Below are 22,728 nucleotides of genomic sequence, written 5' to 3'. Positions count from 1 at the left end.
TGTGCTACAGGCTCGCGAATCCATTCAGCGTCTTGAGTACGCTCAGCGAGCGCATATCCAACAGCTTACCGCCTAGCCACGTCCCGAGCGCGAGAATGCCCACCCCGTTGGCCAGCGCAATCAGGCCGAGCAGCCGGACCGACCATATGGGCGAGGACTCGAACATGCCCGAAATACCCATGACGATTGCCAGGACGCCGGTGGGCAGGAAGGTCAGCGGCGTGCCGAGCATCTGCACGAACGGGAAGAATCCCTGGGCCACCGCGCGCCCCTGCGGTGTGGAGAACGGCTTGTCGATGGGAGGCACCGGGTACATGAGCACCACGGAAAGCACCTCGGCCAAACCGAGGCTCGCATAGGACAGGCCCAGTGCCATGCCGACGAGCGCCATGTCGAGGGAGGCCAGATCACCGTCCCTCCAATCGCCGGTGAACACGAAGATGCCCAAGGCCAGCGTGAGGATGTACGCCGTGGCCAGCGACGCCAGCAGATGGACGCGACCCTTGCGATCGGTGAATCCGCTCACACCGGCGATCACCTCCATGGTGTAGCCGCGCCCGTCATAGGCCAATCCGTTGCCCTCTCCCAGGAACATGAACCAGCTGCCCATCGCCAGTCCCATCCAGATCACCGGGGTGACCCCGTGCGACTGGAATCCCATGAGCACCACAAAGAGGAGCGGCATGATGAACAGCATGGTCTGGCGGGCGTCACGTTTGAGGTAGGTGAACAGCCTGGCGGCGATCGCGCCGGACGGGGAGTCGGCCATGCGCGCGAAGGCGCCAAGGCCCTTGGCGGAGGCCGTTGTGGACGCCCGAGCGGATTGGCCCGCAGACATGCCCGCGGTCAGACGATCGTGGCGCAGGCAGGCCGTGGAGCCCATGAAGCACAGGATCACCGTGGCGACAAGGATCAGCACGCGCGCGGCGAACGGTCCCCAATCGCCCCGGAAGGCGTCGAAGGGCAGCTGGAAGGCGGCGCCGAATGGGGTCCACGAGACGACATCGGAGACCACCAGCAGGGACTCGACGCGCACGCTGACCGTCTGCACGGAGCCGTCGATGGCCGTGCGGGCGGTCAACGCGCCGCCGACCTGACTGAAGAGGATGACGGCGAGCACCACGATGGCGTAGAACAGATTCTTGCCCCGAGCGGAGCGCACCAGCGAACTGACCGCGGCGACGACCAGCTTGGACAGGCTCATCGCGACGACCACGAACAGCGGGGCGGCGATGATCTGCCCGATCACCGCGGCCGATCCAAGCCCGCGGTATGCGAGCGCCCACAGCATCATGCCAAGAACGCCCACGATGGCCGGCATGCCGGACAAGCCGGCCAGAAGCAGCCCCAGACTCAGCGTGCGATCGGGGATGCCGTACAGCGCGAATTTACCGGGGGTCAGCGTGGATCCCTGACCCAGATACAGCAGCTGGAACAGGATGATCATGAGCACAAGAACGCTGCCGACGAACACCACGGCCGCGTTGAGGGAGCCGAGGAAGGCCGCATCGTCGCCGATGGGCAGCAGGCCCGCCATCCAGCCGGCGATGGCCGCGCCGATCACCACGGACACGGCTATGACGGCGGTGATCACGTATCCCACGGTCTGCGCGACCGATTTGCGCATCGCCGCGAAGGTGAGGGCCCAGCGCAGGCGGACGATGGTGGCGATGGATTCGGTCATCGGAGGGCCTCCGGGGTCTGGGCCGGCTGACTTGGAACCGCGGGCTGACCGGATGCCGCCGGCTGACCGGGTACCGCGGGCTGACCGGGCGCAGTCGGTTGGTCGGGCGCCGCGGGTCCGGATCCCGCGCCGCCGTCGAGCCAATCGAGCTTTGCCGCCGCATGACGCCCGCCGACCAGCGCCATGAACCGGTCCTCCAGCTCGCCGCCGGCCGCGACCTCATCCACCGTGCCGGCCGCGCACACCTGTCCGCGGTTGACGATCGCCACATGCGTGCACATCTTCTCCACCAGGGCCATCACGTGCGAGGAGATGATCACCGTGCCACCGGTGCGCGCGTACTCCACCAGAATGTCGCGCAGGTTAGCGCTGGAGACCGGATCCACGGCCTCGAAGGGCTCGTCGAGGACCAGAATGCGCGGGCTGTGGATCATGGCGGTGGCCAGACAGATCTTCTTGGTCATGCCAGCCGAATAGTCGACCACCATCTTTCCGGCGGCGTCCTTGAGGTCGAAGGCGGCGAGCAGATCGTGCGCGCGGCGGACCACCTCGTCCCGCTTCATGCCGCGCAGCATGCCGGCGTAGACCAACAGCTGCAGGCCGGTGAGCCGGTCGAAGATCTGCTCGCCCTGCGGCATTACGCCAATCTCCCGCTTGGCCCGGTTCACATCGCTCCACACATCGTGGCCCAGAATCATCACCGATCCCGCGTCCGGCCTGAGCAGACCGGTGGCCATGTTGAGCGTGGTGGTCTTGCCGGCGCCGTTGGGCCCCACAAGCCCGTAGAACGATCCGACCGGGATGTCCAGCGCCAGACCGTTGACCGCCACCTTGCGATCGAAAGCCTTGACCAGTCCGCGGATCGAGACGGCTGCGGCCGGATTCGGCGGGACGGGCGCAGGCATGAATGGACCGGGGACGGGTTGGCCAACAGATGCGGCCGAAATGTCGTATGTCATGTCTCAAGCCTAATGCACGACCGGCTGGATCGCCGGCAAGTTCATGCGGAATTCATGCGCGGTCCGATTCCACCTGTCCGATTCCACCCTGTCCGATTCCACCCCCAAGTCCGAAATTGGATGCGATTTCGGACACATTCCGGCCCTCCCGCGTCCGAAGTCACCGCCACTTCCCACTTGGGATGCGAATCCGGACACATTCCGACCCCCTCGTGTCCGATTCCGCACCCATTTTCGAGACTGGGTGCGATTTCGGACACAGCCCGTCTCCCCGCGTCTGTCTCCCCGTGTCCGATTTCGCACCCAGTCTCAGAATCGGATGCGATTCAAGACACATTCCGGCCTTCCCACGTCCGATTTCGCACCCAAATCCGAAATTGGATGCAATTCCGGACACATTCCGGCCTTCCTGTGTCCGAAATCACCACCGGATGCCCATGCGCATGGCCACGCCCACGAACCAGCAGGTCGCGCATGCGGTCATGAGCATCGCCAGACCCACGATCTGCAGCAGGGGCAGGAAAATCGCCGCCGCCACCGCAACCGTCATGCTGGATACGGTCAGTATCAAAGCCACGTGGAATTCAACGTCAAGCCTGCTCATCAACGCCTCCTTGCGTCCGACCGCCCGATCATCCTGCATTGGATGATCGGAAAACGGCTGCGATTCCAAGGATACACGCCATCGGCCCCGGCTGTTCTTATGCCTCGCCTTCGGCCCTGCAATTAGGGACTCGCCCTACGGGCGAGGCTCAATACGACCTTCGCCGCCTTGCTGAGCCGTCAAGACGGCAACCCTGTGGGTTGCCGGTAGGCGAAGTGAGCAACCGCTAAGGTTGCGAAGGTCGGCTTTGCCGACACGCTCAGGCTGACGCTACGCGGAGCCCACCGGGCTCCGCGCTTAACGCGTCAGCCCTTATGCACAATCGGCTTCCATTCGGGCTTGGCGAAGATGGCTTGGAAGGAGATGACCACGTAGCTCAGCGCGAAGATCGGGAAGCTCAGGCAGTAGGCGAACAACTCCTTGTTGCTCGCGCGGATCTTGTCGCGCTCGGCGATCACGGTCATGGCGGCGAGCAGCATCATCGTGAGCATCGAGACCACCACACCCATGCCCCATCCGTTCACGGCTCCCAGCTGGCTGGACCACGAAACGAACCCCAGGGCGGCGAACAGCGCGCCCAATGCAAGCCTCAGGGCCGTCAGCACCATGAACGGGCAGACCAGCAGCGTCAGATCGAGCGCGGAGAAGTCGCGCTCCTGAATGCCGTGGCGGATCATCGCCGCGCCATAGTAGCGGAACACCTGCAGGTAGCCCTTGCTCCACCGAACGCGCTGCCGCCAGCTCTGGCGGAACGACGTGGGCTGCTCGTCGTACAGGATCGCGCTGCCGCAGTAGCCGATTCGATCGCCGTGCAGCACGCAGTCCATGGTGAATTCCATATCCTCGGTGAGCAGGTGGAACTTCCAGCCGTTGTTGCGCTCCATGATCTCGCGCGAGAACATGAAGCCGGTGCCGGCCACATGGCAGCTCGAGCCGATCACCATGCGCGAGGAGTTGACGAACCGGGACTCCCTCAGGAACCACAGCGCGGTGCCGGAGGACACCCAGTTCTCGTTGAGGTTCACCGAGTTGCGGTAGCTGGTGAGGACCTTGAAGCCCGACTGGAAGGCCTTGTTCATCTCCTCCACGTAGTGGTGGTCGAGCCGGTTGTCCGCGTCGAACACAAAGAAGGCGTCGTACTGCGAGGCCCTGCCTTGATCGGCCATGTTGTCCAGCAGGTAGCTCAACGCATAGCCCTTGCCGATCTGCTCTTGGTTGAACCGCTCCACCACATTGCAGCCCATCGATCGGGCGATGTCCGCAGTGTTGTCCGTGCAGTTGTCCGCCACGATCCAGATGTCGATGAGATCGCGCGGATAGCTCTGCGACTGCAGATCGCCGATCAGATTCCCGATCACCGCCGACTCGTTGCGGGCGGAGATCAGCACCGCGTACCGCTTGTCCATCGGCGCGTCCGGGAATGCCTCGGGCTTGGCGAAGAAGGAGACCAGCACGTATGCGGCCTGATAGGCGACCACGCAGAAGCCGAGCAGCGTGATCAGCCAGTCGAGCACGTTGAGGATCGCCATCAGCGCCAGCCCCCGCGCGGGTTGTCCGTGGAGGCGGTTGCGTGCGGATCCGCGGAATCCGGGGCGCCGGCGGGATCATCGGACGATTCCCCGTCCCCGTCCGCAACGCCCTTCAGACCGATCGCTTTGCCCTTGCCCGAACCGGCGTCGGCCGCGCGCAGCGGAATCGCCACGGTTTCGGAGGCATCCAGATCCTCTGCGGTGGGCATGTTGTAGACCTTGCGCTTGAGATCGTCAAGCTCCTCCTCCACCATCACGCGCTTGCTGGAACCCTGCGCGGCGCGGGGCATGTGGTGGATGATCGTCTCCGCGCCTTCCACGAGCTTGGATTTCTTGGTGGGCTTCGGATCGTTCAGCAGCGGCGAGTCGATGAGCTCGTACCGCTTGGTGTACACGGTGAAGATCGCCTGGAAACTCGCGGCCACGGGCAGCGCCAGGAACGCGCCGAGCGCGCCGAACAGCGAGCCCAGGGCCAGCACCACAAGGAAGGAGACGGCCGCGTTCAGATCCATGGTCCGCTGGGAGATCATGGGGCTGAGGATCATGTTCTCGATCTGCTGGTAGATGATGATGTACACGAGCACGCCCACCGCATACCACAGGCCGCCGTTGATCCAGGCGAACAGCACGGGCAGCGCGCCGCCGATGTACGTGCCGACCGTGGGCACGAACTGCGCGGTGATGCCGCAGAACAGAGCCAGCGGCAGCCAGTACGGCACGTTGAGTATTTCAAGGAAGATGGCCGTGCACACCGCGTTGATGATGGCCAGGATGCCGCGGGAGAACAGGAAGTTCGAGATCTGGTCCTGCAGCACCTGCCAGATGAGCACAAATCGGCGCTGGCTGTCCGGACTGAGCCACTGGCACAGGCTGCGGCGCATGGCCGGGCTGCCCGCGGAGATGTAGTAGGTGACCAGGGCCACGGTCATCACGTCCAGCAGCAGGGACATCACGCTGCCGAGCGTGGTGGCGGCCTGCGAGGCGAAGTTGGTCACCCACGAGGTCTGGATGTTGTTGATGATCTCCATGCCGAGATTCTGCATGGCAGGCATGCGGAACGTGGTGTTCGCCGCCACGAACGCGGCGATCTGTTCATACGCCGCAGGCAGGCTTTTGATCAGGTTGGCCATCTGGGAGATGAACATGTTGCCGAACATGCCCAGCAGTCCGATGATGATCACCACCAGCCCCACAAGCGTGACGCCGGACGCCGCACCGCGCTTCCAACCATGCTTGACGAGCATGAGCACCACCGGCTCGACCGCGAGCGCGATGAACATGGAGATGACGAGATCGACGACCAGATATTCGAGCTTGCCCGCCGAACGCCAGACGATGATCGCCGCGAAGACGGTGATCACCGTGTACAGCAGGCCCCTCGTGAACCATTCCGGTGGTCTGCGAGGATCCCCCTTCGCCGGAAACACCGACGCCAGATCGAACTGCCTGTCCTGCCCGCGGTTGTTCTGTTCGCTCATGGGCTCCATTATTGTGAGGTTCGCTGACAATGCGCTGGGCGGGCCGACCGATACAGTTGAACCATGCTCAAGGTTTCGATCATCATTCCCGCATGGAACGAGGAGGAACGCATCAAGGACTGCCTGACGTGCGCCACCCTGCAGACCCTCATGCCCTACGAGGTCATCGTGGTGGACAACAAGTCCACCGACCGCACCGTGCAGATCGTGGAGAAGTTCATCGCCGACCATCCCGGCACGCCGGTCAAACTCATCCATCAGGACGCCGAACAGGGACTCATCCCCACGCGCAACGCCGGTCTCAACGCGGCCACCGGCGACGTGCTGGGCCGCGTGGACGCCGACTGCATGCTCAAGCCCGACTGGGTGGAGGTGGTCACCGGCATCTTCACCGAGGATCCGAAGGCGATGGGCGCCGCCGGCCCGGTGGTCTACTACGACATGCCGCTCAAGAAGACGGGACTGCGGGGAGACAACCGCACCCGCCGCCTGATCTACCGCGCCGACGGCAACAAGACCATGCTGTTCGGCTCGAACATGGCCCTGCGCGCCACCGCATGGAAGGCGATCGCGAACGAGGTGTGCCGCGACTACGAGGACGTGATGCACGAGGATGTGGATATCTCCCTGCACCTGCTCGGCAAGGGGTTCAAAACCGTTTACTCCCCGCGCATGATCGTGGGCATGAGCGCCCGCCGCATGACCTCCGGATTCGTCTCGTTCAAGCACTACACGGACCGGTTCCGCAACACGTTCGCCGCGCATCCGCGCCACACGCGCGTGTTCAAGCCGGAGTATCTGCTGCGCGTGATGTGGCCGTTCATCCACTTCCTCTACCCCATCTACCAACGGCAGATGGAACGCGAGCACATCGACTGCGCGGCCGCGGTGTGGCGCGACGAACAGCGTCGCATCCGCGCCGGCGCGAGCAAGCTCACGCACTAGACGCGCTGAGCCAGGCACGCTGAGCCAGGCACGCCGGGTACGCCGGGCGCGCAAACGCAGGAAGGGCTCCCCACCATGGCGGCGGGGAGCCCTTCCACTATGTTCAATGGACAATCGGATCGGCCGATCGACTCATGCGATCGGATCCGACCGTCCCACGGATCACATCAGGCTCTTGTAGATAGCCAGAATGTCCTCCTCGGTGGCCTTGCGCGGGTTGCCCGGGGTGCACACGTCGTTGAAGGCGTCGTGGGCAAGCGGGACCAGATCGGCCTCGGTGGCGCCGACCTCGGAGATCTTGGTCGGGTTCTTGAGGTCCACGGTCAGCTTGTGGACGGCCTGCACGGCCTCCTCGCGGACGGTCTCAAGGTCGCCGGTGAAGGCGTCGGCCACACCGAACGCGTCGGCGATGTCGCGGAACTTCTCACCGGTGTAGTCCTTGTTGTACTCCATGACCGGGGCCAGCAGGATGCCGTTGGCAACGCCGTGGGCCACGCCCAGACGGCCGCCCAGCGGGTGGGCCATGCCGTGCACCAGGCCGAGGCCGACGTTGGAGTAGGCCATGCCGGTGATGTAGGAGGCGTAGGCCATCTGCTCGCCGGCCGGCACGTCGCCGTCGGCGGACTTGGCCAGGTTCTTGGCGATCATGCGGATGGTCTGCATGGACAGGCAATCGGACAGCGCCCAGGCGCCCGGGGTGATGAAGCCCTCGATGGCGTGGGTCAGGGCGTCAAGGCCGGTGGCGACCTTCAGGCCGCGCGGCATGGAGTCGGTCAGATCCGGGTCCACGAAGGCGACGATCGGGATGTCGTGCGGGTCGACGGCCACGAACTTGCGCTTGTTCTTGGTGTCCGTGATCACGTAGTTGATGGTGGTCTCGGACGCGGTGCCGGCGGTGGTGGGCACGCCGAAGATCGGGACGGACGGGTTCTTGGTGTCCGCCACGCCCTCAAGGCTCAGCACGTCACCGAACTCCGGGTTGGCGGTGATGATGCCGATGCCCTTGCAGGTGTCCTGCGGGGAGCCGCCACCCAGACCGATCAGGAAGTCAGCGCCGGAGGCCTTGAAGCGCAGCACGCCGTCCTGGATGCACTCAACCGGCGGGTTCGGCTTGACGTTGTCGAAGACGTCGTAGGGCAGACCGGCGGCGTCGAGCACGTCGGTGACCTTCTTCACGGTGCCGGTCTCGAGCAGGACCGGGTCGGTGACGATGAACGCCTTCTTGAAGCCGTGCTTCCTGGCGACCTCGGGGATCTCCTTGATCGCACCGCGGCCGAAGTACGCCGTCTGGTTGAAGATCATACGATAGACCATGAATATGCTCCTTTGCTTTGTCATTGCTGGGTTTTGCATCACTTGGCCCATTCCAAATGACACAAGCAATGACACATTTTTCTTGTTGTCGGTTCCAGTATAGCGCCGTGCGCGTACCTATCCCGGTATTTGCCATTGTGTGATGTAGCTCACATTTTTGGGGTGTGATGTATCTCACACTTTTCAAATCCGTTCGTCGGGGGCCGGGTTTTTGCGTTTTCCTCGTTGTACCGGGGTTTTCCGGGTTTTGCTCTCCTCGATATAGGGATAGTGACGCACGGGAAAGGCCCGCGCGAATAGACAGAAAGGTTTTGACATGTCTGATGTTGTTTCCGCCGTGGTGTACCCCGGCAAGCTGAACCTCACTGCTCAGCAGTTCGAGCAGATCTTCGGATGGCAGTTCTCGGCCAATACACGTGTGGAGGCCACTAGCCCCATCGTTGAATGGGAGGACAAAAAGCCCACGGACAAGAAGAAGTTGTTCGACGGAAAGCCTGCGTATGAGGCTCGCGGGCTGGAGGCGGCCGCGTTGGATCCGACCACCGGTGAGCATGAGCTTCAGGTGAAGGGTGTCAAGGTGCGGGTGCGTCAGCCCGTATCTATCCCCCGCTGGACCGCCTTCGTGCCTGAGGGGAACGTGACGGTCACGTTCTCGGCCTTCAACGGCACCTTGAATTGCTCGGTGCTTGTCGACAATCTTGTTCCGGTTCAGAGGCCGCAGGCCAAGTGATGAAGCAAGGGAAGGGGGCTGGCTGAGACTGGCCCCCTCCTCGTAGGGGAAGGCTATGAAATGGTTGAGTATGTTGCTTTGCCGTTCGACGTGAACCGCATCTATCCGCTGGCCGTCTGCCTCAAAGGCACCGGCGTCTCGGTGGCTGAGTTCGTTGAATGGGCTGATCGGAAGGGCATTCCTTCTCACTCCTATCAGGCCGATGGTTCGTACATCGAAAGAACCGTTTCCGAGGATGCGTTTCAGGGGCTGTTCGAACCGGTGGGGGTATTGAACGCCGTGGAGCGATTGAAGGAGGAGCGCGGAGCGCGACTGGAAGATGTGGAGATCGAGGAATGACGCTGTTTCTGGTCGGGTTCGTGTGCGGTGCGGTAGCCGCATTGGTCGGTGTCGTTGTGGAAAGGAAATGTCATGGGAAAGCCGAGGCAGGACGGAAAGGAAGCCGTGAAGTTCTGGGTGGATCCATCCCTGAAGGACGAGTTGTATCGGGACGTAGGCCGGGGGCGTCGGTTCGAGACGCTGACCGAGCTGATGATCTGGCTGGTCGAGGAGTACGTGAACGGCCAGGAGGAGCAAGCCCCCCAGCGCCGGGAACGGATGCCTCAAGGGAACCCGAACGGTCTGGCCTCGGTGATGCTCGATTCACCAGAGCCGGGTTCGAGGATTGGAGAAAGGCCTATCGGGCAAGGACGCAGGCCCCGGCGTCGCATGAGCTTCGGAGAGGAGAACGGCAATGAGTATCGGTGAGTGGCTGACGCACCCGCGTTGGTCCGATGCGTCGTGGTGGACGATGTGGGTCACGGTGCCTGTTCCGGGCTGGGTGTTGGGCCTGATAGCGCTTCTTGTTCTGGCCGTTGTTCTTTGGGCTTGCAAGGCCGAATCGGATCAAGCGAAACGCAAGGAGAAGGAGAACGAGCGGTACTGGGCCGATCGCGAGCGGCTTGAGGCTGAGGGGCGGGAGAAACCCTTCGGGCTTTGAGTCGGCTGGACACCTACGAGGCTACGGCACTGTTGGTGGTGCTGTACGTATCCCCGCGCGTAGGTGGAGCGACCCGCTGTGTCGGTTCGCGCGTATTGGGGGAATGAGCTGGAAGGGGCCGGGTCATCGAGACCGGGGCTATGCGTGGTCTTTCGGGACTGGGCTGGTGTCGGGCCGACGCCCGGCCCTCGTCCTTGGAAAGGAGAACGACGGATGTATGAGATTGACGGGGTGTTGTATTTGTCAGCGGCGAGTTTCGCGAGGCTCCTTGGCAGAGACCCGGCACGTGTGAAACAACTGCGGATCGCGGGGCGCTTCGATGGATGGTGCATCAGGCACGGCGGACGCTGGCTGTACCGGCTGGATGAAGCGCAGGCCTTTGCACGGAACCACGGGAAATGATCACATGGATCCGGGTGGTGAAGTTGCCACGGAGCCGCCGCCGTGCGGCGGCTGGCCTGAAAGGCCTTGCTACGTGGCAACTTCATACAAATATGCTGAAAACCCTTGTGGGAGTAGGCCTCGCGGGGCATTGGAACTTCATACAGATTTTGCCTGAACTTCATACAAATCGGCTGAACTTCATACAGAAAAGAGGCCGATATAGGGCTGGGAAGAAATAGAAAAAGCCCCTTGGAGATGGGTTCTCCGCAGGGCACTGAAACAGAAAGGTTTCGACATGAAGAAGTATATCCGGCAGGACGATGGATCCATCGTTGTGAAGCGCGTGGAAGGCCGTGGTAGGGGCAATTCGGCATTCCCGGTGCCGTGGGACAATCCGGAAGATGATTTCGATGATGCGGAGTCCTTGGGCTGGCGCTGGCTATATGCCGAGGGATGCCGTAGTGTTTGCGACAAGGCTATGTTCCGTCCATCTGCATCTCAGGCCGCAATCGCAATGCAGAAGGATCTGGATGGCAAGGAAAATCCCCGGTACTTGGGCAGTCAATGTCAGTCGTTCTTTTTGACCGTGCCGGTCTGGTCGCTGGGTGGGGAGGATTTGACGTATCCCGTAGGAGATGAACGTCGGTATATGAAGGCCGTTTCAAGGCTGAAGGCCATTCTCGATAGGGGCAAGAATTGGGAGTGGGAATTTCAGATTGAGCTGGGGTCGAATTCCAGTACGACGGGCAAGGCTCCGTATGCTCATGCCCAGATGGTTGTGTACACGCCGCGTATAGACGGCTCGAAGTTCTTGAAGTTCTTTCCGTATGACATCTACTGTCGGAGGACAACGAAAAAAGAAGCGGCTGATCTGTATTGCCGCAAGGAAGACACGCGAGTCGCTGGCCCGTATATGTCGGACGGGTTTGTGATGGGAGGCAAGCAAGGTCAAAGGGAAGATCTCGTGGCTCGTGATGAGGCACGAGAAAAGGCTTTCGAAGGCACGGATCCGGATGAGTTGATAGCTCAGGATCTGTCGCTGACTACCTACGCAAGGGACTTGGATAGAGCGTATGCCGCTGGCATGAAGCATCGGGCATGGAATAGCGGCATGAGGGATGTGGACATTCTATGTTTCGTTGGGAAGCCGGGTGCGGGAAAGTCGCTGTATGCGCGTTGTCTCGCAAAGCGCCGGGGGCGGTCATATTTTGAAGCGCAGGGGGCAAACCCGTTCGATGACTACTCCGGTCAGGAGACGGTCGTATGGGATGAGTTCGGTCGTGGCTGGGTACCGCCACTGGGAGACATCACCCGTTGGTACAACGGCGCTCCGGGAACAAAGCTCAGTGCTAGGTATCACGACAAGTACGCGCTATTCACGCTGTTGATCGTCACGTCCAACGCGGCTATGCCGAGTTGGTATTCGGAAGAGGATCTGGCCCATGACGGTGATGGTGCGCTGGCCCGTCGTGTTTCAACGGTGGAAGTGACGCTGGATGATGATTTCGATACGGTGAGGTTCACGCAGGTGTCGGGGCCGGTCTGGCCTGACCTACCACAGTCGGAAAGCATCCTGTCCATGATGCAGGAGCTGGGCTATTCCGAAAAGCGGCTGGCCGGGCAGGTAGCGAAGAGGGATGGTCAGGTAGCGGATCTGCAAGCGAAACAAGCGAAGGCACAGGCTGATGGAGATTGGGATGAAGTGTGATTCCCGTTCGTAGCGGCTCCGATGTGCTGATGTTCTCGGTTTCTGCCTCGCCGGGTGTCGAGGTGCGGGATGCGCCCTCGGGTCGAGGAAAGGAACGAACGGACAAATGAGGTGGCCTTTGCCGGAGTCCTTGTTTGTCCGTTCGTTCCGTCGACCCGTTTCGGGTGCGTCCGTGGCCTCGGCTGATCCGGGTGTGGCAGGGGCCGGGGTGCTGGTGTGTGGGGGCCGCAGACGAGCGGGGTTGAGGAACGCTGAAATCGAACCATCAACCAAGGCAAAGTGTGTGCTTGTTGCTGGTGAAGGGTCGGAACGCTGGAAAGCGATTCCGGCCTTTTTCGATACCCTGTACAGACATGGGCTGAAATCGGCTCTCAGGCTCGGGTGGTCTTCCTCCGTATCCGGCTCGTGCTTTGCCTTGGTTTGAGACCATCTGCGAGTCTGCGTAGCTCCTCCACTGTGTCTTTGGGCTGGGCCTGTCCGGTGATGCGGATCGGCTGGGGCTTTCGCTTGCGTTGGTCTATCCATTGCGCGGCTGTCATGTCCTTGTTCGGTTCGCCGTGGTAGAGCAGTGCGTCATCGACAAGCTCGATGGCTTCGCGTCGTTTCGCTTTCGTCGTCTGGGTATAGCGATCGGTCACGCTTGGCCGGGCATGTCCCAGTAGGTCTTGACGCACGGCAAAGTCGATGCCCTCCATCTCCAAAATCGATGCGAAAATATGCCGGTTGTCGTGCTGTCTCCAGCGGTATGAGGTATAGCCTCCTTTGCTCCATTGGGTCTTGTCGAGCGGGTCAGCGGGATTCAATTCGCTGTTGTAGAAGGCTCGCTGGATGATGTTCCATTGCTCCCCCGTGTAGCTGGGCTTGAGCGGGGTTCCTCGTTGGGTATGGAAAACGAGATCGTTTGGGTCTGGATGCGCCGGGCGTATGGCCCGTAGTGCATCCTCCACACGTCGGGGCATATGTATAGTTCGCTGTGACGAGTCGGTCTTGCCATAGGGTTGCTCCCGGCGTTTCCCACCTACCTCGATGACGGTACCCTCGACACGTATCGACTCGTGCGTGGCCCGCAGATCCACGCAACCCCACCTCAGACCGCATACCTCACCACGTCTCAAGCCGCATACAAGCTCGATGAGAAAGAACGCGTACCAACGTCGGTGATAGGCATTGTTCGGGTCGCTGAGCCACCAGAGCAGGTGTCCCGCATGACGGATCCAGTCCTCCACGTATCGCTCTTGGGACTCGCGCACCTTCGGCTTGCTTTCCGTCCTGAGGTACTGCGCGGGGTTCTTTCCCCTTGGCAACCATCCCATACGCTCGGCATAGCCCCAGATGCCCTGAATGAACCTTGCGATGCTGGGGTGGCCGTCCACGATGGCCTGTAGCTCCTCCGTCGTGTACTCCGCAATGGGTTTGTCTGGACGTTCGGCACCGTTGGGTCGTAGGTGATTGTCGATCTCGCGCCGGTAGATGTCGCGGCTGGAGTCCGCGATGTTCTTCAGATCCTTCTCTTCCCACCATCCATCAATAGCCTCAGACAACCTATGCTTTCGGCTACGTACTGGTCGGGGGGTTTCGAGCCTGCGCTGGACGTTCCTCTGTAGGGCAAGGATCGCGGCCTGCCGCGCGGCGTCCTTCTCTATCTGCGGGGCGTCATCCGATGGACGAGGGGCAAACCCTGTGATGAATCGACGCCGCCCTTCAGCGTCGTAGTAGTACCGCACTGCCTTGTACACGGGTCGGTGATTGTTCATTGTCTCTACGACACAGTCGTGCCCCGCGAGGCCGTCCTTTTTTCGCATGGTTTGAGTGTACCACAATGACACAATCAATGACACAAAAAGTTGCGCTTTTGCGCAACGTCAGGAAGAAGAAATGGCTATTTTTCAACGATTCAGTATATGGGATGCAAAATCATCCTGTAAACCATAATGCTCTCCTTTAAGCTGTTTACCGTTTCACTGTCCATCGTGGGCGTTCACCACATGGTGATTGCCAACGTTTTCCATACTAGTCCGGCGCCTGAGCGTTCCCTGAACCAGCGCGGGAAAATTTGAACAAGAATCCCAGATGTTGGGATTGCAGGGGGCTCTGCGATTCACGCCCCCGCACTCCGTCCCCTCCCCGCCATCCGATCTGCTCACTGTGCGCCCCCGCGCGCGCAGAATGAGCAAATCCATTGTCCTGCAGCCGATTTTGGCCCGTCACGCATCGGATCTGCTCATTCTGCCCTCAACCGCCGGCAGAATGAGCAGATCCGATGTGGCAGGACACGCGAAACCGCATACGAAACCACAGCACGCGAGACCGCGTCTGCAAGATCTGCCAGAAAGTCGCCACATTTGCGGACTTACTGGCGGATCTTGCAGCACAGCGGCTCCAGAAGCCCGCTCAGATGCAAATTCCGCCAGAAAGACGGCAACACGGGAAACTTGCTGGCAGATCTTGCATACGCGCCCCACCGGCCATATGGGCGTGTCGCGATACCTTTTCGGCTCCTTTTGCCATTAAATGTGCTGGGTTTATGCTGGGCTACCGGGTTTATGCTGGGCCGGCCCCGAATATGCGAAAACCCCGAAAGCCAAGTATTGCAAGGCTTGCGGGGTTTCCCGTGGTGGCTCCGAGCGGCATCGATCCGCTGACCTAGCGATTTTCAGTCGCTCGCTCTACCAACTGAGCTACAGAGCCAGAGAATAGCTATTGACCATTCCAGCGACCCCGGCCGGACTTGAACCGGTGACCTCCGCCGTGACAGGGCGGCGCTCTAACCAACTGAGCTACGGGGCCGTGTTAACTTCGCTTGTGCGAGGCAACGAATGAATATATTACAGGAAATGAGTCATCGCGCAAGTCGAGTCAACATACGGCGTGTCTCGTTGGAATTCCGCCACTTTCCCGCAACAGCTCAGGCCACCAGAGCAACCGCGGAGCTCACGTATTGGGTCGTCAAACCCTGCAGAGCGCCCGAATCCATGATGTCGCCATAGCCGTAACCGCGGGGACCGTCGTAGTAGTACCCGTTCTGCATCGCATAGCCCAGCGCATACACGAACAGGGCGATGAACAGCACGATGAGCACCGTGCAGACCGCGCCCACCGCAATGCCGGCGATCGCAAGGCCCTTGCTCTTCTCGCCGGACTTGTTGATCTGAAGCAGCGCGATGATCGACACGACCAGACCTGCCGGTGGGATCACGAAGGAGAGAATGAAACCCACGATCGACATGACGTTCCAACGCTGCATGGGCGGATAATAGCCGGCATAACCGGGATAGACGGGCTGGGGGCCGGGCTGATAGCCAGGCTGCCCCGGCTGCGGCGCATAAGCTCCGTACATGGGAGCACCCTGCGGAGGAACAGCACCCTGCGGAGGAACCGAGCCGGCCCCCTGAGACGGAATTGCCCCCTGAGGCGCGGACCCATACGCACCATAGGCTGGCTGCTGAGGCTGGGCCGTTTGCTGAGACTGGGCAGTCTGCTGCGACTGCGCGTATTGGGCCGGCTGATTCGCCTGCTGCGGCTGGGCCGGCTGGCCGCCGGTCTGGGATTGGGCCTGGGACTCGGAAGAGGACTGGAACGGCTGCTGCGGCGTTCCATCATTGTGATTGGCATTGTTTTCGCTCATGCCCCCAGTGTGGCAGACGTCGCTGGGACTGGGCTGGGAAACGGCTGAGGGCGCAACGGGGACATCACCCCATCGCGCCCTCGGTCTCATCAAGCCGGCAAATCGGTTCAACACACCGGCTCAGCACACCGGATCAGTCGGTCTGCTTCCAGTTCTCCACATCGATGTGATGCTGCGGGTTCGCCTGCCAGGCGTCCCACGCGGACTTCACGATGTCCTCGACGTTGTACTTGGCGTGCCAGCCCATCTCCTCGTTGATGCGCTTCGGGGAGCCGATCAGGTGCGGCGGATCGCCGGCGCGGCGGCCCTGCACATGCTCCTGGAACGGGATGCCGGTGACCTTCTTGAGCTCGTCGACGATCTGGCGCACGGAGGTGCCCTCGCCGGTGCCCACGTTGAAGGCGTCGTACTTGCGCTCGTCGCGGTCGAGGTAGTTCAGGGCGGCCAGATGCGCGTCGGCCAGATCGGAGACGTGGATGTAGTCGCGCACGCAGGTGCCGTCCGGGGTCGGGTAGTCGTCGCCGAAGATCAGCGGGGCCTTGCCCTTCTTCAGACGGTCGAGCAGCATGGGGATGAGGTTGAGGATGGCCGGATCCTCAAGCTCCACCGGGCCGCAACCAGCCACATTGAAGTAGCGCAGCGCGCAGAAGCGGATGCCGTAGCGGCCCTCGCAGGCGCGGGCCATCCACTCGCCGAACAGCTTGGTCTGGCCGTAGGGGTTGATGGGGAGCATGGGGACCACGTCTTCGGGCACCACGTCGACCGGCGGGACGCCGTAGGTGGCGGCGGAGGAGGAGAAGACGAGTTTGCGGGCGTGCTCGGACTGGGTCATGCCGACCAGCACGTTGAGCATGCCGTTGAGGTTCTGCTGGTAGTACCACAGCGGCTTCTCCACGGACTCGCCCACCTGTTTGCGGGCGGCGAAGTGGATGACGGAATCCACGTTCTCGGCGTCGAGGATCTCGGCGAGGCGGTCGCCGGCGCCGGGGGCGGCGATGTCCATGCCATACAGGCGGGCGCCTTCAATGCGGGTGGGCTTGCCGTAGCTCAGATCGTCGACGACGACGACGTTTTCACCGGCCTGATGGAGAGCGTGGACCACATGGGCGCCGATGTAGCCGCAACCGCCCGTGACAAGAACAGTCATGTCTAAGCCTTTCGTAGGGAGCGCAACCAAATGTTCGATTTTGCTCCGATTTGTTATCTTTTGACAGTTTTGAGTATAGCATGCAATGGGCGCGCAAACCGCGGTTTGTCGGGTGGTTACAGGATGTTTAAGAAAGATTTTCCATCGAACAAGCGAACACGGACCACACCGTCAGACCATATATAAGGAGCGTAGCATGGCGTTGAACGAAGAGGCGGGGACCGAGCGCGTCGGATCGGCCGAACGCGAGGATTTCGGCGAGCTGATGCGCAAGCTGCACCCGGTCAAATCCTTCGTGCGCCGATCGGCCCGCTTGGACGACCGACTGCAGCGCGCATGGGACAGGTACGCCGATCATTTCCTGCTCAGCCTGCCTCAGGGCGATCGCGATCTTGAAGTGGCCGCCGGATTCACCTTCGACCGCGACTTCGTGCGCAAGGCATGGGGCAACGATCACGATCTGATCATCGAGGTGGGCAGCGGACAGGGCGAGAACGTGGCGGCGGCCGCGGCCGCGCATCCCGAGCTCAACTTTCTGGCCCTGGAGGTGTACGATCCCGGCGTGGCCCACGCGCTGCTCTTCGCCGGACGCGACGGCCTGGAGAATCTGCGCATCGCACAGGTGGACGCGCAGGAGTTCTTCGGTCATCTGGGCGCCGGCGTGGCGCGCGAGATCTGGACCTTCTTCCCCGACCCGTGGCCCAAGATGCGCCACCACAAGCGCCGCATCGTGCAGTCCGGCTTCGCCGCGCAGGTCCGCCACGCGCTTGCCGAAGGCGGCGTCTGGCGCATCGCCACGGACATCGAGGACTATGCGCTGCACGTGCACGAGGTGATGGACGGGGACGCCGGATTCGAGAATGCCGGCACGATCACCGTGAGTCTGCCCACCGAGCACGTGGGCAAGGGCAACGCCGAGGACGCCGCCGCGCTCCCCCACGCCGATTTCACGGAATCGGAGCGCTTCGAGGGCCGAGTGCTCACCAACTTCGAGAAGAAGGGGCTCGCGGCCGGCCGAGTGATCCACGACTTCACCTACCGCAGGGCGTAGCCAATCCAGAGCTCGGCCCGGCCACGGGCTATCCTGAGACCCAGAAGGTAAAGCACTTTACTAAATATCGCAGGAGGTTGCCATGGCCACGCTCAAAGAGGTCGCCGAACGCGCCGGGGTGTCGCAGAGCACGGTATCCCGCCTGTTGAACGATCCATCCTTCTCCATCAAGGAGGAGACCCGGCGCCGCGTGCTGCGCGTATGCGAGGAACTGGGCTACCGCAATGTGTTCCGGCCGGCGATCGCGGTGCTGGACGCGCCGCCGAGCGGCGAGGAGCTGCAGGACGCCTACTTCGCCGAGCTGCGCGACATTCTGATCGAATGCGCCAAGTCGATGGAGCTGGATCGGCTGACGTTCATCCACTCCATCGACGAGCTGATCGAACGCGCCTCCGAGTTTGACGGGTTTGTATCGATCGGCGCGACCGTCTTTCCGGCGGACAGCCTGCGAGCGCTGCATGCCGCGCTGCCGCACGGCGTGTGCATCGACACGAATCCGGCGCCGCATCTGTTCGATTCGGTGCGCCCGGATCTGTCGCAGACCATGCTGGACGCCCTGGATGCGATGATCGCCGCCGGACGGCGCAGGATCGCGTTCATCGGCGGCGTGGGCAGCCTCATGGGCCTGCACGACTACCCGGAGGACATCCGCGAGGCGTCGTTCCGCCAGTGGGCCGCGCATCTGGGGCTCGACGTGGATGGTCTGGTGTACGCCACCGGCACGTTCAGCGTGGAGAACGGGTACAGGCAGGCCGAGCGGCTGGTGGCCGATCACCGCGCCGCCAACGTCAACGCCGGCAGCGCCATGCCGGACGGCCTGATCGTGGCGGCGGACGTGCTCGCGGTGGGCGTCCTGCAGGCGTTGAACGCGCTGCATGTGCGTGTGCCGGACGAGCTGGCCGTGATCAGCGTCAACAACCAGTCCATCGCCCGGTACACGTCACCGTCCCTGAGCTCGTACGCGATCGATCAGCACGAACTCGCGCGCACGGCCCTGAGCACGCTGATCGACGGACTCAAGCACGAGCGCGGGATCCGCCGCCATGTGCTGCTCACCACCGAGCTCGTGCCGCGGGCCAGCTTCACACCCGCGTCCCGCTAGACAAGCCGCACATCCACATCCAGAGTGAGCGGACGGGCGGCGGGAAGCCGGTAGGCGGCATGGACGGGCGCACCCCACGAGTCGTCGCCGCCCACGCCCATTTGGGCAGCCAACAGCCGCAGGTAGGTGTGGCGCGGCCGGGGCAGATCCTCCGGTCGGCGGGCGGCTTCAATGGTGTAGGTGTCCCACGGCAGCAGGCTGGCGGCGAAATGGCGGTCGCCATGCCGCTGGACGCGCAGGCCGTGGCCCTGATCGTCCGCAACCTCAAGCCATCGCACGTCCTCATGGTTGCCGGTTTCCTGAACCATGGGATACGGCGCGAACTCCGCCGCCGCGCGGGTATCCCAGATGCCAAGTCGTCCGCCACGCCTGCGATCGGCATAGGTCTCCTCGGGGCCAAGCCCGTAGTAGCGCAGGCGATCGTACTGGCTAGGCAGCTCCCATTCGATGCCGAATGCGGGCAGATCGGCCACGTCCTGCGCCGAGACGACGCCCGGATAGGAGACGGTGAGCCGCGCGCGCATCTTGGGCGCGATGCGGTAGGTGACGGCCACCGGCGTGCGGCGCTGATCGGCGAGCTCGTACTGGTATACGGCCGTCAGCCCGCCGTCGTCGGTCGCGTGGATCAGCGTGCCCGAGACGGTGGCATACCGGCCGGCGGCGAACCACACGGCTCGGTCGAACCCGGAATGGTTGCCCCGATCGTTGTCGGTCAGGGGACGGAAGGTGACCAGATCGGGCCGGCGCAGCACCATTTCCCGGCCATCGCGCCGCCATGAGACGATGCCGCCCTGTGTGCGGGAGAGCAGGATCTCCTCGCCGTCGCGCCGGATGCCCGCATTCCAACGACCAAGGGTGACCGTGGGCACGCATCGCAGGTCCATTGACGAAGTCTCGATGGCGTCGTCATCGCCATCGCCGCCGAACGTGCCGACGAGCTGGCCGAACGCCATCTCATAGCCCGCGGGCGCCCATGCGGTGGACTCGGCCAGACGCATGGAGACCTCATAGACCACCTCGTGCGCCGCGCCGGCGGACCGGCATGGCGACAGGCCTTCCGGGGACGGGAAATCGATGTTGTGACGGACGGTCTCCCCCGCGGGCACGTCGAACCTGCAGTCGGCATGCCACGTCTCATGCCCGTCCACCAGCAGTCTGGCAACGAACAGGTAGCCGTCGGTGCCGGTGAACAGGTTGCGGTTCTCGATGGTCACGCCGTGGCCGTCCGGGGTGAGCCGGACCGGGGCGTACAGATGCTTGACCTCCTGCGCCTTGGGACTGGGCGTGCGATCGGCGAACACGATGCCGTTGCAGGCGAACTCGTAGTCGGTGGGCCGGTCGCCCCAATCGCCGCCGATCGAGACGCGTTCCGTGCCGTCGGCCAATCGCTGGACCAGCCCTTGGTCGATGTAGTCCCAGATGAACCCGCCGGCGTAGCGGCTGTATGCCTCAAGGTCCGTGTACTCGCTGAACCCGCCGCAGGAGTTGCCCATCGCATGCATGTACTCGCACACGACGAACGGCTTGGGGACCTTGCCATGGCCCGAACCGTGATGCTCCTCATGCTCCAGCCATTCGCGGATGTCCGCGGGCTTGGCGTACATGCGGCTTTCGAAATCGCTGATCGCATCGTATGCGCGGTTCCATGTGACGCCCTCGTAATGGACAGGACGGGTCGGGTCAATCGTATGCGCCCGCTCGCTCATGGATTTGAGCACCTCGCCCGCGAACGACTCGTTGCCCAGGGACCAGACGAGCACGCTGGGATGGTTGCGGTCGCGCAGGATCATGCTGTCCAGCCGGTCCATACAGGCGGGCTCCCATGCGGGATCGTCGCCGGGGATGGACGTGCCGACGGGGATATCGCCCGGGCTGTCCCAGCTGCCGTGCGTCTCCAGATTCGCCTCGTCGACCAGATAGATGCCGTATTCGTCGCACAGGTCGTACCAGCGCGACTGGTTCGGGTAATGGCTGGTGCGCACGGCGTTGATGTTGTGGCGCTTCATGAAGCGGATGTCCTGCAACATGTCGTCCTCGGTGACCGCGCGCCCGCGATGGCAGTCGAATTCATGCCGGTTCACGCCGCGGAACACCAGTCGTTTGCCGTTGAGCTTGAGCACGCCGTTCTCAATGGTCACGCGGCGGAAGCCGATGCGGGTGGACGAGGTTTCGATCGCATCGCCGGCCGCGTCCCTCAGTGTGATTTCCAAGGTGTACAGTGCCGGATTCTCCGCGCTCCACGGTTCGATGCCGTCGATCGAGTCCGCCAGACGCAGCGAGGCGTCGACCGATTGCGTGCGACGCCAAACCACGGTTCCGCGGGCATCGGTCAGCGTGAGATCGGCCGCATCCGCATGGGACGATCCGTCCAACCTCGCATCCACGGCGAGCAACGCGCGGCCGGCCTCGTGATCCCAATCGGCCGCCACGTTGACGTCCCGAACATGCGCGGCCGAACGGGCGTTCAACTCCACCGATCGGAACAGGCCGTGCAGCCGCCAGAAGTCCTGATCCTCAAGCCAGCTGGCGCTTGAGAACTCATAGCATGCCACCGTCAGCACATTGCCGCCGGGCCTGATGGCCCCGGTCACGTCGAATTCGCTGGGCGTGAAGGAATCCTCCGCATAGCCCACGAACACGCCATTGAGCCAAACGTAGATGGCGGTTGCGGCACCGTGGAACGTGAGCGTGACGTTCCGCCCCCGCCCGATGGCACGGGCCACCTCGCCGGCCGGCTCGAAAGCCCGCCGGTAGACCGCCACATGATTGGTATGCGGGATGTCCGGGGCTTCGGGATTCTCGTGCCCATCCCACGGGTACTGGATGTTCACGTACTTCGGGGGCAGCAGGCCTTCCGTCTCCAGGCACGACGGCACCTCGACATGCCGGAACGATGGTTTTTCCGGGGCGGACTCGTCCAATGACAGACCGCTTAGGGGCGATTCGCCCGCGCCGTCCGGGAAGCGCCCGGCCGGCGCGACCTCCACGCGCACCCGCCATCCGCCGTCCAGACTCTGCACGGGGTTTCGTCGCTCGGGGACGCCGTCCGGGCCTGTCGCATACAGCCAGCACGTGTGGTCGGAGTGCGCCCGGAGCCGACCGACGGCGTACGTGCGCGGATCGGTGAGCCACGCCGTGGTGGGGATGGCCGTGGTGGGCATGACTGGGATGCTGTCGTTGGATTCCATGATGGTCTCGCTTTCTCATCGTTGAGCTGAATCAATGACTCAATTCCTTGCGTAAGGAGCATACATTGTTTTACTGATTTACGCAAATTCTTGCCTAAGCGCGCTCCATGTCATCCCGAGCGGAGCGATGACACTCTCCGTCATCCTGAGCGGAGCGATGCACCCCACGCCACCACCGGGCGGAGCGATGGCTCCCGTCATCCTGAGCGTAGCCCGCAGGGCGGAGTCGAAGGATCCTTAATCTATCGCATACAGTTAAGGATCCTTCGACTCCGCTGCGCTCCGCTCAGGATGACAGAAA

Annotated in this window: 18 protein-coding genes and 2 tRNA genes; 8 read left to right on the top strand and 12 right to left on the bottom strand. The window is 62.6% G+C overall.

The features are described from left to right. Window positions 1-4 precede the first annotated feature (4 nt). The 5 genes from EMO90_RS07155 to EMO90_RS07135 form a co-directional block, all read right to left on the bottom strand. Complete coding sequence (locus EMO90_RS07155; protein WP_150353620.1) at window positions 5-1,684, bottom strand: ABC transporter permease; 1,680 nt, start codon at window positions 1,682-1,684, stop codon at window positions 5-7. Beyond that, window positions 1,681-2,589 carry an ABC transporter ATP-binding protein gene (locus EMO90_RS07150; RefSeq protein ID WP_223849705.1) on the bottom strand — a complete coding sequence of 303 codons (909 nt, stop codon included), beginning with the start codon at window positions 2,587-2,589 and terminating at the stop codon, window positions 1,681-1,683. The genes EMO90_RS07155 and EMO90_RS07150 overlap by 4 nt, the downstream gene beginning before the upstream one ends. A gap of 475 nt (window positions 2,590-3,064) precedes the next feature. Continuing rightward, entirely contained in the window at window positions 3,065-3,247 is a 183-nt protein-coding gene (locus tag EMO90_RS07145; protein ID WP_150353622.1) for a hypothetical protein, read from the bottom strand. 305 nt (window positions 3,248-3,552) lie between these two features. Further along, on the bottom strand, window positions 3,553-4,776 hold the full coding sequence (locus tag EMO90_RS07140) for a glycosyltransferase family 2 protein (RefSeq protein WP_150353623.1): 1,224 nt from the start codon (window positions 4,774-4,776) through the stop codon (window positions 3,553-3,555). After that, window positions 4,776-6,254, bottom strand: a complete 1,479-nt coding sequence (locus EMO90_RS07135) for an AI-2E family transporter (protein ID WP_150353624.1) — start codon at window positions 6,252-6,254, stop codon at window positions 4,776-4,778. The genes EMO90_RS07140 and EMO90_RS07135 overlap by 1 nt, the downstream gene beginning before the upstream one ends. A 63-nt stretch (window positions 6,255-6,317) precedes the next feature. On the opposite strand from EMO90_RS07135, the gene EMO90_RS07130 reads away from it, so the two are divergent. After that, complete coding sequence (locus EMO90_RS07130; RefSeq protein ID WP_150353625.1) at window positions 6,318-7,199, top strand: glycosyltransferase; 882 nt, start codon at window positions 6,318-6,320, stop codon at window positions 7,197-7,199. Between the two features lie 162 nt (window positions 7,200-7,361). Here EMO90_RS07130 and fucO read toward each other — a convergent pair whose 3' ends face one another. Further along, complete coding sequence (gene fucO / locus EMO90_RS07125; RefSeq protein ID WP_150353626.1) at window positions 7,362-8,513, bottom strand: lactaldehyde reductase; 1,152 nt, start codon at window positions 8,511-8,513, stop codon at window positions 7,362-7,364. 316 nt (window positions 8,514-8,829) lie between these two features. Here fucO and EMO90_RS07120 point away from each other — a divergent pair, with 316 nt between their 5' ends. The 5 genes from EMO90_RS07120 to EMO90_RS07100 all read left to right on the top strand — a co-directional run bounded on the left by EMO90_RS07120 (window position 8,830) and on the right by EMO90_RS07100 (window position 12,314). Further along, complete coding sequence (locus EMO90_RS07120) at window positions 8,830-9,243, top strand: hypothetical protein (protein ID WP_150353627.1); 414 nt, start codon at window positions 8,830-8,832, stop codon at window positions 9,241-9,243. Between the two features lie 60 nt (window positions 9,244-9,303). Further along, window positions 9,304-9,582 carry a hypothetical protein gene (locus EMO90_RS07115; protein WP_150353628.1) on the top strand — a complete coding sequence of 93 codons (279 nt, stop codon included), beginning with the start codon at window positions 9,304-9,306 and terminating at the stop codon, window positions 9,580-9,582. A 72-nt stretch (window positions 9,583-9,654) separates the two neighbouring features. Continuing rightward, entirely contained in the window at window positions 9,655-9,990 is a 336-nt protein-coding gene (locus EMO90_RS07110) for a hypothetical protein (protein WP_150353629.1), read from the top strand. Next, the gene (locus tag EMO90_RS07105; protein WP_150353630.1) at window positions 9,977-10,222 is read left to right on the top strand and encodes a hypothetical protein; all 246 of its coding nucleotides are present in this window, start codon (window positions 9,977-9,979) and stop codon (window positions 10,220-10,222) included. Before EMO90_RS07110 ends, EMO90_RS07105 begins: the two co-directional genes overlap by 14 nt. Before the next feature lie 679 nt (window positions 10,223-10,901). Further along, window positions 10,902-12,314, top strand: coding sequence for a P-loop NTPase family protein (locus EMO90_RS07100; RefSeq protein ID WP_150353631.1), 1,413 nt, complete (start codon window positions 10,902-10,904; stop codon window positions 12,312-12,314). Between the two features lie 371 nt (window positions 12,315-12,685). Here EMO90_RS07100 and EMO90_RS07095 read toward each other — a convergent pair whose 3' ends face one another. The 5 genes from EMO90_RS07095 to galE all read right to left on the bottom strand — a co-directional run bounded on the left by EMO90_RS07095 (window position 12,686) and on the right by galE (window position 17,086). Beyond that, window positions 12,686-14,116, bottom strand: a complete 1,431-nt coding sequence (locus EMO90_RS07095; protein WP_150353632.1) for a tyrosine-type recombinase/integrase — start codon at window positions 14,114-14,116, stop codon at window positions 12,686-12,688. 810 nt (window positions 14,117-14,926) lie between these two features. Next, a tRNA-Phe gene (locus EMO90_RS07090) sits at window positions 14,927-15,002 on the bottom strand. A gap of 25 nt (window positions 15,003-15,027) precedes the next feature. After that, window positions 15,028-15,101: transfer RNA gene (locus EMO90_RS07085), tRNA-Asp, on the bottom strand. A gap of 118 nt (window positions 15,102-15,219) precedes the next feature. After that, on the bottom strand, window positions 15,220-15,939 hold the full coding sequence (locus EMO90_RS12445) for a DUF4190 domain-containing protein (protein ID WP_223849696.1): 720 nt from the start codon (window positions 15,937-15,939) through the stop codon (window positions 15,220-15,222). Between the two features lie 133 nt (window positions 15,940-16,072). Beyond that, window positions 16,073-17,086 (bottom strand): UDP-glucose 4-epimerase GalE, encoded by a 1,014-nt coding sequence (galE, locus tag EMO90_RS07075; RefSeq protein WP_150353633.1) that lies wholly within the window; start codon window positions 17,084-17,086, stop codon window positions 16,073-16,075. Window positions 17,087-17,282: 196 nt separating this feature from the next. Between galE and trmB the strand changes: the two genes are divergently transcribed. Together trmB and EMO90_RS07065 are read left to right on the top strand one after the other, a co-directional pair. Continuing rightward, window positions 17,283-18,137, top strand: coding sequence for a tRNA (guanosine(46)-N7)-methyltransferase TrmB (trmB, locus tag EMO90_RS07070; RefSeq protein ID WP_150353634.1), 855 nt, complete (start codon window positions 17,283-17,285; stop codon window positions 18,135-18,137). An 82-nt stretch (window positions 18,138-18,219) separates the two neighbouring features. Continuing rightward, window positions 18,220-19,239: a LacI family DNA-binding transcriptional regulator gene (locus EMO90_RS07065; protein WP_150353635.1), complete on the top strand. Its 1,020-nt coding sequence runs from the start codon at window positions 18,220-18,222 to the stop codon at window positions 19,237-19,239. On the opposite strand, the gene EMO90_RS07060 is transcribed toward EMO90_RS07065, so the two are convergent. Next, window positions 19,236-22,427 (bottom strand): glycoside hydrolase family 2 TIM barrel-domain containing protein, encoded by a 3,192-nt coding sequence (locus EMO90_RS07060; protein ID WP_150353636.1) that lies wholly within the window; start codon window positions 22,425-22,427, stop codon window positions 19,236-19,238. The two genes, EMO90_RS07065 and EMO90_RS07060, sit on opposite strands and share 4 nt — an antisense overlap. Between the last annotated feature and the right edge of the window lie 301 nt (window positions 22,428-22,728).

The organism is Bifidobacterium vespertilionis, from assembly GCF_008698145.1.
Lineage (GTDB): Bacteria > Actinomycetota > Actinomycetes > Actinomycetales > Bifidobacteriaceae > Bifidobacterium > Bifidobacterium vespertilionis.
This window is presented reverse-complemented; position numbering and strand designations above follow the sequence as displayed.